Source organism: Rhodococcus maanshanensis NBRC 100610 (assembly GCF_001894865.1).
GTDB classification, from domain to species: domain Bacteria; phylum Actinomycetota; class Actinomycetes; order Mycobacteriales; family Mycobacteriaceae; genus Rhodococcus_G; species Rhodococcus_G maanshanensis.
In genome coordinates this window covers 84734-98706 of sequence record NZ_BCXA01000017.1, presented here as the reverse complement: position 1 = coordinate 98706, position 13973 = coordinate 84734, and the positions used below count along the sequence as shown (strand labels likewise).

Here is a 13973-nt window from a genome sequence, read left to right as displayed (position 1 = left end):
ACCTCTCGGGTCCATCCCATCACGAGATGCGCGCGCTCACGACCGGTCAGCCCCGACTTCGCCGCGCAGGCGGGCAGCGCGCAGGATGAGGTAGTCCCGCTCGGCGACGCTGGGGGTGCCGTTCGCGGCGAGGGTGTAGTCGGCGACGGCACTGGTCGTGTCGCCGGCCATCTCGTGCAGGTGGGCGCGGACGGCGGCCAGCCGATGGGTGCCGGCCAGCTGGTCCTGGTGGGCGGCGATCAGGTCCAGGGCCGCCGCCGGTCCGTGCACCATGGCGGTGGCGACCCCGAGGTTCAGGGTGACAAGTGGATTCGGCGCGACGCGTGCGAGCAGGCGATAGAGCGACAGGATGCCGTCCCAGTCGGTGTCCTCGGTGCTGGCCGCCTGGGCGTGCAGCACGGCGATCGCGGCCTGGATTCGATATGGGCCCGTCAGCCCGTGCCCGATCGCCGCCGTGGTCAGCCGGACTCCCTCGGTGATCGCCTCGCGATCCCACAGGCTGCGATCCTGCTCGGCGAGGGGGACCAGTTCCCCGCGCGGGCCGGTGCGTGCGGCGCGGTGCGCATCGGTGAGCAGCATCAGCGCGAGCAGTCCGGTGACCTCGGGATCGTCGGGCAGCTGGCGGTGGATCGCCCGCGTCAGCCGGATCGCCTCCGCCGACAGGTCCGCACGACGCACCTCCGGACCGGATGTGCTGGCGTGGCCCTCGGTGAAGATCAGGTACAGCACGTGCAGGACCGCGCCGAGGCGGTCGTGCCACTGCCCGGACCCCGGCACCGCGAACGGGCGATCCAGGGCGGCGACACGCTTCTTGGCGCGGGTGATCCGCTGTGCCATGGTCGCTTCCGGCAGCAGGAAGGCCCGCGCGATCTCGGCGGTGGTCAGTCCGCCGACGGCCCGCAGCGTCAGCGCGATCGCCCCCGCGGGCGGCAACGCCGGGTGGCAGCAGAGGAAGAACAGGGTGAGTGTGTCGTCCCGGTCGGGCGTGGCGATGTCGGGCACGAGGGTCGGCTCCCGCCCGGCGGCGACGGCCTCACGGTTCCGGCGGGCCGCGTCGGCGCGGATGGCGTCGGTCATGCGGCGGTGGGCGACCTGGATGAGCCAGCCGCGTGGGTTGTCCGGCACGCCGTCGGTTGGCCAGTGGGTGGCGGCGGCGACGAGCGCCTCCTGTAGTGCGTCCTCGGCGGCGGCGAAGTCGCCGAACCTGCGGACGAGGGCACCGAGGACCTGCGGCCGGAGTTCGCGCAGCAGGTCCTCGGTGTCGTCGGAGGGCGGCAGGGTCACAGGTCGGTGGGCGGGGCACTCATGATCGCGCGCACCTCGATGTACTCGCCGATCGGCTTGCCGCCGGGTCCCGGCGCCGCCGAGGCCTGCGCGGCGATCTCGATGGCGCGCTCGGCGCTGTCGACGTCGACGATCCAGTACCCGGCCAGGAATTCCTTGCTCTCCGGGAACGGTCCGTCGGTCACCACCGGCGCGGAGCGGCCGTCGGAGCTGACGATGCGCGCCTGGTCCGGGCCTGCCAGCCCCTGCGCTTCGACCAGCTCGCCGGATGCGGCCAGTTGCTCACCGAGCACGCGCTGGAAGTCGATGTGTGCCGCGATGTCCTTCGGCTCCCACGCGGTCATCGGGGTGTCGCAGTACGCGGCCTCGCTGTAGGTCTTGACCAGCATGTACTTCATTGTCGGCTCCTTCGATCGGGTGCGCCCCCGGGGCGCTCTCATGGTTAGGACGGAGCCCGGCCGGCTCTCACTACACACTTGTCCGCATATCGATGTGATTCAGGTCACAGGATCTGGTCCAGTGGTGTCGACGGGTCGGCCAGTCGGGCCGGGTCGACGGGTTCGCCCGCGGTGATCAGCTGCTTGACGGCGTCGGTCACGTCCCAGACGTTGACGTTCATGCCTGCCAGCACCCTGTTGTCCCTGCCGAGCCAGAACGCGACGAACTCGCGCCGGGTCACGTCGCCGCGCACGACGAGGCTGTCGTACCCGCCGGTCGGTGCGTACCCGACGTACTCCATGCCCAGGTCGTACTGGTCGGTGAAGAAGTAGGGCAGGTTGGCGTACTCGGCCGGCTTGCCGAGCATCGTCGCCGCGGCGACGGCGGGCTGGTTGAGGGCGTTCGCCCAATGCTCGACGCGAATCCTGGTGCCCAGCACCGGGTGCTGCTGTGCCGCGATGTCGCCGACCGCGACGATGTCGGGGTCGCTCGTGGTCAGGGCGGCGTCCACGAGCACTCCGCCGTCCACCGCGAGCCCGGCCTGTTCGGCGAGTTCGACATTCGGTTGGGCCCCGACCGCGACCAGCACGGCGTCGGCGGGCAGCACATCGCCGATCGCGAGGCGGACCCCGGTGGCCCGCCCGGCGTCGGTGGTGATCTCCTCAACGGTGGCCTCGAAATGCAGGTCGACCCCGTGCTCGCGGTGCAGTTCCGCGAACACCGTGCCCATCTCGGGGCCGAGGGACCCGAGCAGCGGCAGCGGCGCGGCCTCGACGACGGTGACCACGACACCGCGCTCGCGGGCCTGCGCGGCGACCTCGAGCCCGATCCACCCGGCGCCGATCACGACCAGCCGAGAGCCCGCGGCGAGTGCGCCGATCAGGCCGTCGGACTCCTCGATGGTTCGCAGATAGTGCACGCCTGCGGCGTCGGAACCGGGGATCGGCGGTCGCCGTGAGCGCGAACCGGTGGCGAGCGCGAGCTTGTCGTAGCCGAGGGTCGAGCCGTCGGGCAGCCGCACCTCGTGGGCGTCGCGATCGAGGGCGGTGGCGGTGGTGCCGAGCCGCAGGTCGACGTGGTGGTCGCGATACCAGTCGCCGTGGTGGACGGTGAAGTCGGCGAGCGCCTTCTTGCCGGCCACGTGCTCCTTGGACAGTGGTGGCCGCTCGTAGGGGAGGTGGTCCTCCTCGCTGAGCAGGACGATCGAGCCGTCGAAGTCCTTCTCGCGCAGGGCTTCCGCGGTCTTTGCTCCGGCGAGCCCGCCGCCGACGATCACGAACGTACGGTTCGGTGACATGTCATCAACACTCCGTTCGAGACACTGCATGGTGACGAAAACGGTCCTGGATGTGGCTGCTGTCGACCCTACTGCCGAGCACCGGCCGGTAGGGGCCTTCTCGGCCGGGAAGCATTCGGTCCGGTCGGTGGTTGGCTACGAATGGACCCGTCGGTTGCGGGTCCCCACCAGACGATGCGCGCCGACAGCCGCGACGAGAAGACAAGGGAGCAGCCCGTGAGCGAAACCAGGGACACCGCCGATTTTTGGTTCGACCCGCTCTGCCCGTGGTGCTGGATCACCTCGCGCTGGATCCTCGAGGTCGAGAAGGTCCGTGACATCGAGGCGAATTTCCACGTCATGAGCCTTGCGGTCCTGAACGAGGGGCGCGATCTGCCCGAGCAGTACCAGGAGATGATGGAGAAGGCGTGGGGTCCGGTCCGGGTCGCGATCGCCGCGGCCAAGGAACACGGCGACGAGGTCCTGCTGCCGCTGTACACCGCGATGGGCACCCGGATCCACGATCAGGACAACAAGGACTTCCCGGTCGTGATCGCGGAGGCGCTCGCCGAGGTGGGCCTGCCGGCCGACTTGGCGTCCGCGGCCGACACCGACGCACACGACGAGGATCTGCGCCGCAGCCACAAAGCCGGCATGGATGCCGTCGGCCCCGATGTCGGCACCCCGACCATCCACGTCAACGGCGTGGCCTTCTTCGGCCCGGTGCTCTCCCGCATCCCGCGCGGCGAGGACGCGGGTCGGGTGTGGGACGGCACTGTCGCGCTGGCCTCCTATCCGCACTTCTTCGAGCTCAAGCGCACCAGGACCGAGGACCCCTCCTTCGAGTAGGCGCTACGCGCCTGTGCGCGGTTGACGAGTCTCTGCACTCGTCAACCGCGCACGGGCGGCGGAGCCGCCTAGGGCAGCACCAGGATCTTCACGTGCTCCTCGGGGTCACGCAGCGCGGTGAAGGCCTCCGCAACGCCGTCGAGGCCGACCCGGCCGGTGATGATGGACTCGGCGTCGATCTCGCCGTCGGCCAGCCGCTGGAGGGTGATGTCGTACGCGTTCTCATACGGGCCGTGACCGAAGTTGATCGCGATCCGGCGGAACTGCCCGACCACGGGGATGATCACCTCGTCGCCGAACGGCGCCGCCAGCACCTGGATCCGTGAGTTGAACGGCATCGTGTGCATCAGGGTGCCGAGGATTCCGGCCCGGCCGCTGCACTCGTAGGCGATGAGGATGCCCGCGCCCGCCTGGCCCACCAGGGTGTTGCCCTCCGCGACCATCTGGTTCCACAACGCGATGGGGTCCTGCTCATTCGGGTCGACGACGATGTCGGCGCCCATCTTCGCCGCGAGCTCGCGCCGTTTCGGCGACGGCTCGGACGCGATCACCAGCTGCGCCCCGCGGGCCTTCGCTGCGACGATGGCGCCCAGTCCGATGGTGCCGCAACCGATCACCAGTGCGGAGTCGGCAGGGGTGAGGCCGGACTGCTGCATGTGCATCTCGCCGACGTGCAACGGTTCGGCCAGGGTGGCGTGCTCGAGCGAGAGTCCATCGGGGACGTGCCGGACCCAGAACGCGTCTACGACGATCTGCTCGCCGAACGCGCCGTGGTACTCGTTGGAGTATCCGATGATCTTCGGGATGCCGGTCGCGGTGTCGGTGGCCAGCCCGATGCCCGCCACCCGGTCGCCGACGGCGAAATCGGTGACGGCCGAGCCGATCTCGGACACGATGCCCGCGTACTCGTGGCCGAGGACGACGGGCCGGTCGGTGTCGAAGGTGGCCAGCGGGTAGCCGGCGTTTTCGGCGACGTGCACGAACCGGCACGGGTCCTTCGACATGCTCAGGTCGCTGCCGCAGATGCCGCAGGCGGTGACGTCGATGCGGAGCTGAGCGGGCGCGAGCGAGGGTGCGTCCGGGACGTCGGCGACGGTGAACGCGCCGTTGCTGAACTGTGCTGCCTTCATGCCTGTGCTCCTGCGGTCTCGGCGGGCTGGCCGTAGTAGTCGGTGTGTGCCTTGGTGATCGCGCCGACCAGGCCGCCGATGAGGTAGTCGCGGTTGTCCTCGGCGAACTGGAGGCTGGCCTCGCGGCCGCGGTTGCGGTTCTTGAAGTGCGGGATCACCTCGGAGGCGAACAGGTCGTAGCTGCGCTTGGTGTCCTCCCAGTTCGCCATGTCGACGTGCAGGATCAGCATGGTTCCGAAGCCGCCGGTCTTCTCGATCAGGCGCTCGATCTGGGCGATCGCCTCCTCGGGCGTGCCGATGATCGCCTGGCCGAACTCACCGAGGGTGTCGTTGCGCCATTGGTCGATGATGCCCTTGGGCGTCTGCGCCCAGTCCGGGTTCTGCCCGGTCTGCCGGTTGACGTAGGCCGCCATCGAGTCGATTCGTCGGCTCACCGCGCGCTCTGCGTCCGCCCGCGTCTCGGCGAGGAACATCGGGTTGACCAGCCGCCAGGTGGACCGGTCGGCAATATGGCCGTGCTCGGCACAGACCTTCTCGTAGACGCCCCAGTTGCGGTCGAGGACGTCGAAGCCGCTGGGGGAGCTGGCGGCGAGCGACAGCAACGAGAGGCCGTGGGTGCCGGCCAGGACCGAGCCGTTGGGTGACATCGTCGATGCGGTCGCGATCTCGATGCCCGCCGGGTTGTAGGTGGGCAGCTGGGCGCGGGCGTCGCGCAGGGTGAACCAGTCCGTCTCCATGTTCACGACCTCGCCGCGCAGCAGCGGCAGGATCGCCTCGAGGGCCTCGCCCTGCATCCGGCGCTGGTCCGAGGGGTTGATCCCCATCATGTGCGCGTCGAGCGGGATCTTGCCGGGGCCGGTGCCGAAGATCAGCCGGCCGCGGGTCTGCAGGTCCAGCTGCGTGATCCGGTCCGCGGTGACCAGGGGATGGTGGTACGGCAGTGAGGTGACCCCGGTACCGAACCGGATCCGTTCGGTCCGCTCGGCGGCCGCCGCGATGAACATGTCAGGGGCCGGCACGATCTCGGCGCCGGTGGAGTGGTGTTCACCCATCCACGCCTCGTCGAATCCGAGGTGATCGAGGTGTTCCATGAGGTCGATGTCGCGGCGCAGTTGCAGCGCGGGATCGGCGTTCAGCGGGTGGTACGGCGCGAGGAAGGCGCCGAAGTTGATCGAATCGGTGGTCCACACGAGCGTCATCTCCTTGACAGGTGGTGCCGGCCCTCGGGAGAGGCATCGAGGGTGATCGGCGTTCGAAAGTGAGCGGCATCACATCCGCCTGTCGACAGTTCTATCACCGAACTGGATCAACTGATCCAAAAATCTCCCGCTGAGTGGACACTCTCGCGTGGGAGCGAATTTCCGGTTCCCGGCTGGGTCAGGAACCGAGCAGTCGGTCGACGCCGCCGACGACGAAGAGGACGAGGTCCTCGTAGAAGGCGGTCAGGTCCTCGGGGGAGAGGCGGCCCGCGCCGTGGCTCCACTCGTCGGCTCGGCTCAGAGCCTGGAGGAACCCCATCACGGAGATCGCCCAGCGCAGCGCGAGGCGGTCCTGGTCCGATTCCGGATACACGCGGCGAACCTGGTCGAGCAGGCTCTCCGACAGGTGCTGGCCCGCGGCCTCGAGGGCCGGGTGGCCCTCCTGGGAGATCTGCGCGATGATCTTGACCCATCGCATGCCCCGGACCCGTTGGCGCAGTAGGAGTTCGAGGTAGGGCCCCGTGACGGCGCGGACAAGGGTGTCCGCGGTGGGCGGGACGGGAGATGCGGCGAGCCGGTCGACGTTGACCCGGATCTGGTCGCGGACCGCGCCGCCGAGATCGAGGAGAACCGCCGCCAGCAGGTCGTCCTTGGTGCCGAAGTGATAGTGCACCGAGGCCGGCCCGAGCCCCGCGGCCGAGTTGACGGACCGGACCGACACGGCGTCAACGCCCTGGGCGGCGAAGAGCTTCTCGGCCGCCTTCACCAGGCGCATTCGGGTGGCGTTGCCCTGACGGTTCTGGATCGGGGTGGACATGTCGGAAGTTTCGCACACCCACCCTTGACGGGGCCGGGGTCATGGCATCAAATAGATCGAACGATTCAATCAACTGATCCGATTGTGGATCGGTCCCTGGAAGAGGCGGGTGCGAGATGCAGCTCGAGGTGGACCTTCGTGAGGCCGAGGCGACGGTGGAACTGACGGGTGTCGACGAGTTCACCAAGCTGGCGGTCACCGTGCGGGGCGAATGCGACCGAGAACGGGCCGCCGCCGCGCTCGACGGCGACCACGTCTGGCTCGACATCGGCGCCCTCGAGGGCGCGGTGCGCAGCCACCCCATGCGCAGCGAGGGTTGGCTGCCCCGGTTCGTGGCGATGATCGAGTACGCGGAGTCCAAGGGCTGGGTGGATTCGGATCACCGCAGGGTCCGCGCGCACTGCGAGCAGGTCGCCGGTTAGAACACCCGCCCGTGGCGGGAGCGGTCCCGCAGGGCGGCGGCACGCCAGGTCAGCACCGGGTGGCTGGACAGGATGTTCACCAGCCAGGGGAAGAAGCCGCGCTCGGTGCGGGCCCGGTCCGCCATCTCGTCGAACCCGACCAGGCTCATCAGGTACTTGCCCGCGGCGAGCACGCCGATCGCGCCCGGCGCCCCGTACGGTCGGTTGCACAGCCCGTGGTTGTCGGCGGTGTACTCCTGCGCACGCGAGAGCGAGGACCCGATCACCGGGATGTAGTTGGATGCGAACATGCCGAGCTGGCGCCAGTACGAGGCGTGGCCAGCCGCGATGTGCCCGACCTCGTGTCCGATGATGAATGCCAGCGCGTCGGGATTGCGTGCCTGGCCGCCGATCTCGAACATGTCGCTGTAGATCACCACGTACCGCCGGAATCCGTGACCGGAGGCGAACGCGTTGATCTGACCGTTGCCGAGGATGACATAGCCGTCGGGTACCTGCGGCATGCCGAACCGCGCGGCCGCCTCGACCAGCAACTGGTAGCCGTCGGGGAACTGGGTCGGCGTCATCTTCACGCCGTTGACGCGCTGCGCGGCGTACATCTGGCCGCGTGCGAAGAAGAGCAGGATCGGCGCGAGCAGCACGAGGACCACCCACGGCTCCAGCGCGCCCGAGGCGATCAGCGCGATCGACACCAGGTAGGTCACCACGGTGGTCGCGATCGACAGCACCAGCAACGGGATCTCGAAATGGTGCCGGATCGGCATGCCCCACGGGGAGAGTCCCCGCGGCGGGAGCATCTGCGGCGGCGCGAATCCGGGGGCCGGGTGGGCGGGCGAATCATGCGTGACCGTTGGTGGGAACTGCTCCATGTGGACAAACCCTATTCGTGGTCGGGTCCGGGGCCGCCGCGCCGACCTGTCAGAATCGACACATGCGCGTATACCTAGGTGCCGACCACGCAGGCTTCGAACTCAAGAATCAGATCAAGGACCATCTCACCGCGAACGGCCACGAGGTGGTGGACTGCGGCGCTCACGAGTACGACGCGCTCGACGACTACCCGGCCTTCTGCGTCGACGCCGCGCGCCGCGTGGTCGAGGACGAGGGCAGCCTGGGCATCGTGCTCGGCGGCAGCGGCAACGGCGAGCAGATCGCCGCGAACAAGGTGCCCGGCGCCCGCTGCGCCCTGGCCTGGAGCGTGGAGACCGCCCAGCTCGCGCGCCAGCACAACAAGGCCCAGCTCATCGGCATCGGCGGCCGCATGCACTCGAAGGAAGAGGCGCTCGCCATCGTCGACGCGTTCCTCGAGACCCCGTGGTCGGGCGAGGAGCGGCACCAGCGGCGCATCGACATCCTGTCGGAGTACGAGCGCACCGGCGTGCCGCCGGCCCTGCCCGAGGCCTGAGTGCCAGAGGGACACACTCTCCACCGCCTCGCACGGGAGCACCAGCGACACTTCGCCGGTGCTCCCGTTCATGTGTCCAGCCCGCAGGGCAGGTTCGAGTCCGGCGCCGCGCGCGTCGACGGCAGGGTCCTGCTCCGGGCCGAGGCCTGGGGCAAGCACCTGCTGCACCACTACGAGTCGGGCCTGATCGTGCACGTGCACCTCGGGCTGTACGGCAAGTTCACCGATCTCCCGCTGCCCATGGGCGCGCCGGTGGGGCAGGTTCGCATGCGAATGGTCGGGGCCGAGATCGGCACCGACCTGCGCGGGCCGACCGCCTGCGAGATCTATGACGAGCCCCAGCTGCGCTCGCTGGCCGACCGGCTGGGTCCCGACCCGCTGCGTCCCGATGCGGATCCCACCCGGGCGTGGCGTCGGATCTCCAAGTCGCAGACCGCGATCGGCGCACTGCTGATGGATCAGGCGGTGATCGCCGGGGTCGGCAATGTCTATCGGGCCGAGCTGCTGTTCCGGCACGGGATCAACCCGAACCGCCCCGGCGCGCGGCTGGGCGCGGCCGAATGGGATGCCATGTGGCTCGACCTCGTCGCGCTGATGAAGGTCGGTGTCCGGCGGGGAAAGATGCACGTGGTGCGCCCCGAGCACGACAACGGCGAACCGGCGTACGCCAAGGACCGCCCGCGGACCTACGTGTACCGGCGAACGGGATCGGCGTGCCGCGTGTGCGGTACGCCGGTCGCCCACTCGGTCATGAAGGCGCGCAACCTGTTCTGGTGCCCGACCTGTCAGCCGGTCTGAGGCGCAATACGAGTTCGGCAGGATCTCGCCCGGAAAGCGGGTGAAATCCTGCCGAAATTCGTCAACCGGGCCTAGAAGCCGCCGAAGTCGCCGCCACCGAAGTCGCCGCCGCCGAAATCGCCACCGCCCCAATCGCCACCACCGGCGTCGCCACCCCAGTCGCCGCCGCCCGCGTCGCCACCGCCGTCGGCGCCGGCATCTCCACCGGCGTCGCCGCCCGCATCGCCACCGCCGTCGCCGCCGGCGTCGCTGCCGTCGCCCGCGCCGCTCGCGAAGGCCTGGGCGTCATACGGCACCCCGGCCATGCCGCCGAACATCGCGGAGAACAGGAACATCGAGCCGACGCCCCACGCGCCCGCGACGAGCGCCGGCTTCCACCAGGGCTCGGAGTACCAGCCGGCCGGGACGGGCCGACCCGCGACGCGACCGCCCGGGTAGTAGTTGGGCGTGCGCGGGGACGGGCTGGGGGAAGCGGAGACCTGACGGCCCTCGAACTCGATGTCGCGGTTCTCGGTCACCTCGCCCGCGGCGCGCTGGCCGTCGATGCTGGGAACCTCGGGTCCCGGGTCCATTCCCATCGCCAAACGCGCGGCACGGATGTAGTAGAGGCCTTCCAGCGCAGTCTGTTTCGCGAGTCGGGCCTGCGCGGGGCTGTTTGCCTGGTCGATCTGCGAGCCGGCCGCGATGTGGCGCTCGGAGGCGTCGGCGAGGGCCTGCTTCGAGGCCGTGTCGGAGCCGGTCAGGTTGTAGACCTGGCCGCCGAGCCGCTCGATCGCCTGGCGAGCGTCTGCCTTGGCGTCCTCGAGTTGGGTGGCGGTGTGGCCGACGGAGCGCTTCTGGCTTTTCATCACCAGGAACACGACGACACCGATGACGGCGAGGATCAGGAGGAGTTCCACTGGGGGCCTTCCCATGGGGACAAATCGGACGACTCCCAGCCTACCGGCGATCCGGAGGTGCCCGCCGTCCGCGGAACCGCCGCCTCGACCCCGTCGGTTAGTCGCCGCGCACCCGGTCGCCCTCGAGGGTTCGGCGAATCGCGCTGGTGCCGAGCTCCATCATGGCCGCGGTGCGGTCCGCCAGTGCATCCGGCAGCACGTCCGCGATCCAGACGAATCGGGTGCGGCCATCGCTCTCGGCGAACACCTGGGCCGACCCGTTGTGATGCTCGTAGGGCCCGCCGACGATCGACCACGACAGGCGCCGGGTCGCCTCGTCCAGCGCGACCAGCCGTTCGCGGACGACCGAGCCGTCGCTGAACGTGACGATCCGGTCGGCCCCGTCGAGGGTGGTCTCCGTGACGAACCCGACGGCCAGGCGCTCGTGCAGGGCACCCCAGTCGCGGAGCGCATCCCATGCGCGCTCGGGGGTGGTGTCGACGAGTGTTTCGGTACGTATGTATGCCATGACCCGAGCGTGCCCCTCGCCTTGCCGCTGGTCTTGAACATTCTTGCGGACCCGTGTCGGTGGCCGCGCGTAGCGTTTTCCTCATGCAATCGGCGGCGCGGATCGCAGAACTGCCCCAGTTCAGTGCCTGGGCGGTGACCTGTGCGGGCGAGCACGCCCCATGGTCGGATCCGGAGTGCCATGACGATCACCGGCTGGTGCTCGTGCGGGCGGGACGGTTCATGCGACGGGCCGACGGGGTGGAATCGGTGCTGGACCGGACCACCGCCTACTTCGGCAGGCCGGGCCAGGAAGAGCGGTTCGCGCATCCGGTCGGCGGCGACGTCTGCACCTCGATCGACATCGGCGCCGAGCTGTGGCACTCGATCGCGGGGGACAAGGGCGCGCCACCCGCCACGGATCTCTACGTCGACGCCCGGGTGGAGCTGTGGCATCGGCGACTGCTCCTGGCTGCGGGAAGTGGCGATGTCGGGTTCGCGGTCGCGGAGGAATTGGTGGGCCTCGTGGGGGAGACGGTTCAGCGCGTGGTGGGCGACGCGGGACCGGCGCGGACCCGGTCCGGCCCGCGAAGCCGGGCGCTGGTGGCAACGGTCAGGGAGGCGATCCTCGAGGACGCCCCCGGATCCGACGGCTTGATCCCGCTGGCCGACGCGCTGGACGTGTCGCCGTTCCTGCTGAGTCGCACCTTCACCGCGGTGACCGGAGTCTCCCTCACCCGCTACCGCAACCGGGTCCGGCTGGGCCGGGCGCTGGCGCGGCTCGAGGAAGGGGAGCGGGACCTAGCCTTCCTCGCCGCGGACCTCGGGTTCGCCGACCAGGCCCACCTGACCAGGACGATGCGCGCACACCTGGGCCGGACGCCGGGTGCGGTGCGGGCGCTGCTGTCGGCCTGACGGGCACGCGGGCCGTGGCGCTCCGTCGCGCCTAATGTCCGAATAATCACTTTCGTCGGGACCGGGTGTCGTGATGAAGTGCCGTATGCACATCTCGATTCGGCCATTGGCTGCAGAAGATCTGGACCGCGCGGCGGCCGTACTCGGGGAGGCTTTCGCCGACTATCCGTGGACGAACTGGTGCGTCCAGGCTGACTCGCATCAGGAGCGGGTGACCGGGCTGCAACGGTTGTACCTCGAGCACATGGCCGTGCCGCACGGCCTCGCGTACACCGACGCCGATCAGAACGGTGTGGTCGCCTTCATTCCCCCCGACGTGCCTGCTCCGGCCGAATCGGTTTTCGCGACGATTGCCGAGCTGCATGGGGACCGGTTCGCGCGGATGGTGGAGGCGGAAGCGCAGCTGTCGACGATGGGCGCCTGGGATGACGCATGGCTTCTGGCGACGATCGGGGTGGCCCGCAGCGCGCAGGGGCGTGGGTTGGGCGGCGATCTGCTCGCCGCCGGGCTGGCCGAGGTGGACCGCAGGGGTCAAGCATGTTGGCTGGACACGGCGACCCGCCGAAACCTGCCGCTGTACGAGCGTCACGGGTTCTCGATCGCAGGACACATCGCCATCGATGACGGACCCGAGGTGTGGCGCATGCATCGCGAGGCCGGGTCGGCACGGCAGTGAGATGAGCCGGGCCCGAGCGGGGTGCGGGCGCTGCTGTCGGCCTGACGCGTATCGGGTGCCGTGGGGCTTCCGACTGTCGGCGTTCGATGCGAACATATGTTCGTGTCCGATCGTGCAGCGTTTTCATCCCCGCCCTCCGAACCGGCCAGGGCCGAGGCCACGATCCTGCATGCCGATCTCGACGCCTTCTATGCCTCGGTCGAGCAGCGGGACGATCCGTCGCTGCGGGGGCGGCCGGTGATCGTCGGCGGGGGAGTCGTCCTGGCCGCCAGCTACGAGGCCAAGGCCTTCGGTGTCCGCACGGCGGGCAGTGGGGCGCAGGCGCTGCGGCTGTGTCCGCAGGCGGTGGTCGTCCGGCCGCGGATGTCCGCGTACGCGGAGGCGAGCCGCGCCGTGTTCGAGGTGTTCCGGCAGACCACCCCGCTCGTTGAGGGGGTGTCGATCGATGAGGCGTTCCTCGACGTCGGGGGATTGCGGCGGGTCTCGGGAACCCCCGTCGAGATCGCCACCCGGCTCCGGGCGGAGGTGCGCGAGCGGGTCGGGCTGCCGATCACGGTCGGTGTCGCGAGGACCAAGTTCCTCGCCAAGGTGGCCAGCGCTGTGGGCAAGCCGGACGGGTTGCTGGTGGTGCCGCCCGACCGAGAATTGGCCTTCCTGCATCCGCTCCCGATCGAGAGGCTGTGGGGTGTCGGCGCCGTCACCTCACGCAAGCTGCGCGACTACGGGATCGGCACCGTCGGGCAGATCGCGGAGATCCCCGAACGCGAACTGATGTCGGTGGTCGGGCAGGCGGCGGGCAGGCACCTGCACGCGCTCGCCTGGGCCCGCGACCCTCGACGTGTCCAGGTCGGGCTTCGCAGGCGGTCGATCGGCGCGCAGCACGCGCTCGGGCGTAGGCCGAAGTCGCCGGAGGACATCGAGGCGTCGCTCGTCGCGCTGGTCGATCGGGTGGCGAAGCGGCTGAGGGCGGCGGACCGGGTCTGCCGGACCGTGGTGCTGCGGCTGCGTTTCGACGATTTCACCCGGGTGACCCGCTCGCACACCCTCGGCCAGGCCACGTCGCAGACCGCGGTGCTCCAGGCCGAGGCTCGTGGTCTCCTGGCCGCGGCGATGCCGACCATCCGCGATCGTGGCCTGAGCCTGGTCGGGGTTGCGCTCGCCAATCTGGAGGAGGGTGGGGCGGAGCAACTCGCGCTGCCGTTCGGCCCGCTCTCGAGCAGTTCCCTCGACACCACCCTGGACAGCCTGCGGGACCGGTTCGGTTCGGCCGCCGTCACCAGGGCGGTGCTGCTCGGCCGCGATCAGGGGGTCACGGTGCCGATCCTGCCCGACTAGGGGTGGGAGCAACCTTCTCGACCCACGGCCGTCAGGGCCACACC

The 13973-nt window shown here is 69.8% G+C and carries 16 protein-coding genes; 7 read left to right on the top strand and 9 right to left on the bottom strand.

Features of this window, described 5'->3' with window-relative positions:
* Positions 1-36 precede the first annotated feature (36 nt).
* The 3 genes from RM1_RS09615 to RM1_RS09605 form a co-directional block, all read right to left on the bottom strand.
* On the bottom strand, positions 37-1278 hold the full coding sequence (locus RM1_RS09615; protein ID WP_072751125.1) for an RNA polymerase sigma factor: 1242 nt from the start codon (positions 1276-1278) through the stop codon (positions 37-39).
* A 2-nt stretch (positions 1279-1280) separates the two neighbouring features.
* Positions 1281-1682, bottom strand: coding sequence for a YciI family protein (locus RM1_RS09610; protein WP_072751076.1), 402 nt, complete (start codon positions 1680-1682; stop codon positions 1281-1283).
* A 104-nt stretch (positions 1683-1786) separates the two neighbouring features.
* On the bottom strand, positions 1787-3019 hold the full coding sequence (locus RM1_RS09605) for an NAD(P)/FAD-dependent oxidoreductase (RefSeq protein ID WP_072751075.1): 1233 nt from the start codon (positions 3017-3019) through the stop codon (positions 1787-1789).
* 174 nt (positions 3020-3193) lie between these two features.
* Between RM1_RS09605 and RM1_RS09600 the strand changes: the two genes are divergently transcribed.
* The gene (locus tag RM1_RS09600; protein WP_072751074.1) at positions 3194-3847 is read left to right on the top strand and encodes a DsbA family oxidoreductase; all 654 of its coding nucleotides are present in this window, start codon (positions 3194-3196) and stop codon (positions 3845-3847) included.
* A 68-nt stretch (positions 3848-3915) separates the two neighbouring features.
* Here RM1_RS09600 and RM1_RS09595 read toward each other — a convergent pair whose 3' ends face one another.
* The 3 genes from RM1_RS09595 to RM1_RS09585 all read right to left on the bottom strand — a co-directional run bounded on the left by RM1_RS09595 (position 3916) and on the right by RM1_RS09585 (position 6993).
* Positions 3916-4977 (bottom strand): alcohol dehydrogenase catalytic domain-containing protein, encoded by a 1062-nt coding sequence (locus tag RM1_RS09595; protein WP_072751073.1) that lies wholly within the window; start codon positions 4975-4977, stop codon positions 3916-3918.
* Positions 4974-6176, bottom strand: a complete 1203-nt coding sequence (locus RM1_RS09590) for an LLM class flavin-dependent oxidoreductase (protein ID WP_245816181.1) — start codon at positions 6174-6176, stop codon at positions 4974-4976. Before RM1_RS09590 ends, RM1_RS09595 begins: the two co-directional genes overlap by 4 nt.
* A gap of 178 nt (positions 6177-6354) precedes the next feature.
* Positions 6355-6993: a TetR/AcrR family transcriptional regulator gene (locus RM1_RS09585; RefSeq protein ID WP_072751072.1), complete on the bottom strand. Its 639-nt coding sequence runs from the start codon at positions 6991-6993 to the stop codon at positions 6355-6357.
* A gap of 116 nt (positions 6994-7109) precedes the next feature.
* Here RM1_RS09585 and RM1_RS09580 point away from each other — a divergent pair, with 116 nt between their 5' ends.
* Positions 7110-7415, top strand: a complete 306-nt coding sequence (locus RM1_RS09580; RefSeq protein ID WP_072751071.1) for a hypothetical protein — start codon at positions 7110-7112, stop codon at positions 7413-7415.
* Here RM1_RS09580 and RM1_RS09575 read toward each other — a convergent pair.
* Positions 7412-8284, bottom strand: coding sequence for a M48 family metallopeptidase (locus RM1_RS09575; protein ID WP_425528702.1), 873 nt, complete (start codon positions 8282-8284; stop codon positions 7412-7414). The genes RM1_RS09580 and RM1_RS09575 overlap by 4 nt on opposite strands.
* A 62-nt stretch (positions 8285-8346) precedes the next feature.
* Here RM1_RS09575 and RM1_RS09570 point away from each other — a divergent pair, with 62 nt between their 5' ends.
* The gene (locus RM1_RS09570; protein ID WP_072751070.1) at positions 8347-8820 is read left to right on the top strand and encodes a ribose-5-phosphate isomerase; all 474 of its coding nucleotides are present in this window, start codon (positions 8347-8349) and stop codon (positions 8818-8820) included.
* On the top strand, positions 8821-9618 hold the full coding sequence (locus RM1_RS09565) for an Fpg/Nei family DNA glycosylase (protein ID WP_072751069.1): 798 nt from the start codon (positions 8821-8823) through the stop codon (positions 9616-9618).
* Positions 9619-9689: 71 nt separating this feature from the next.
* Here RM1_RS09565 and RM1_RS09560 read toward each other — a convergent pair whose 3' ends face one another.
* Together RM1_RS09560 and RM1_RS09555 are read right to left on the bottom strand one after the other, a co-directional pair.
* Positions 9690-10517 (bottom strand): GA module-containing protein, encoded by an 828-nt coding sequence (locus RM1_RS09560; protein ID WP_072751068.1) that lies wholly within the window; start codon positions 10515-10517, stop codon positions 9690-9692.
* A gap of 97 nt (positions 10518-10614) precedes the next feature.
* Positions 10615-11025, bottom strand: coding sequence for an SRPBCC family protein (locus RM1_RS09555; protein ID WP_072751067.1), 411 nt, complete (start codon positions 11023-11025; stop codon positions 10615-10617).
* Between the two features lie 83 nt (positions 11026-11108).
* Between RM1_RS09555 and RM1_RS09550 the strand changes: the two genes are divergently transcribed.
* From RM1_RS09550 to dinB, 3 genes are all read left to right on the top strand, one after another.
* Positions 11109-11918: a helix-turn-helix domain-containing protein gene (locus tag RM1_RS09550; RefSeq protein ID WP_092667847.1), complete on the top strand. Its 810-nt coding sequence runs from the start codon at positions 11109-11111 to the stop codon at positions 11916-11918.
* Positions 11919-12003: 85 nt separating this feature from the next.
* The gene (locus RM1_RS09545) at positions 12004-12594 is read left to right on the top strand and encodes a GNAT family N-acetyltransferase (protein WP_072751065.1); all 591 of its coding nucleotides are present in this window, start codon (positions 12004-12006) and stop codon (positions 12592-12594) included.
* A gap of 96 nt (positions 12595-12690) precedes the next feature.
* A complete protein-coding gene (gene dinB, locus RM1_RS09540) occupies positions 12691-13929 on the top strand; it encodes a DNA polymerase IV (protein WP_072751064.1) in 1239 nt (412 codons plus the stop codon).
* The last annotated feature ends 44 nt before the right edge of the window (positions 13930-13973 follow it).

Coding starts and splice junctions, on each gene's coding strand:
- RM1_RS09605 (WP_072751075.1), bottom strand. CDS start 3,019: ATGTCACCGAACCGTACGTTCGTGATCGTCGGCGGCGGGCTCGCCGGA.
- RM1_RS09555 (WP_072751067.1), bottom strand. CDS start 11,025: ATGGCATACATACGTACCGAAACACTCGTCGACACCACCCCCGAGCGC.
- dinB (WP_072751064.1), top strand. CDS start 12,691: ATGTTCGTGTCCGATCGTGCAGCGTTTTCATCCCCGCCCTCCGAACCG.
- RM1_RS09585 (WP_072751072.1), bottom strand. CDS start 6,993: ATGTCCACCCCGATCCAGAACCGTCAGGGCAACGCCACCCGAATGCGC.
- RM1_RS09545 (WP_072751065.1), top strand. CDS start 12,004: ATGCACATCTCGATTCGGCCATTGGCTGCAGAAGATCTGGACCGCGCG.
- RM1_RS09600 (WP_072751074.1), top strand. CDS start 3,194: ATGCGCGCCGACAGCCGCGACGAGAAGACAAGGGAGCAGCCCGTGAGC.
- RM1_RS09550 (WP_092667847.1), top strand. CDS start 11,109: ATGCAATCGGCGGCGCGGATCGCAGAACTGCCCCAGTTCAGTGCCTGG.
- RM1_RS09575 (WP_425528702.1), bottom strand. CDS start 8,284: ATGGAGCAGTTCCCACCAACGGTCACGCATGATTCGCCCGCCCACCCG.
- RM1_RS09610 (WP_072751076.1), bottom strand. CDS start 1,682: ATGAAGTACATGCTGGTCAAGACCTACAGCGAGGCCGCGTACTGCGAC.
- RM1_RS09590 (WP_245816181.1), bottom strand. CDS start 6,176: ATGACGCTCGTGTGGACCACCGATTCGATCAACTTCGGCGCCTTCCTC.
- RM1_RS09595 (WP_072751073.1), bottom strand. CDS start 4,977: ATGAAGGCAGCACAGTTCAGCAACGGCGCGTTCACCGTCGCCGACGTC.
- RM1_RS09580 (WP_072751071.1), top strand. CDS start 7,110: ATGCAGCTCGAGGTGGACCTTCGTGAGGCCGAGGCGACGGTGGAACTG.
- RM1_RS09570 (WP_072751070.1), top strand. CDS start 8,347: ATGCGCGTATACCTAGGTGCCGACCACGCAGGCTTCGAACTCAAGAAT.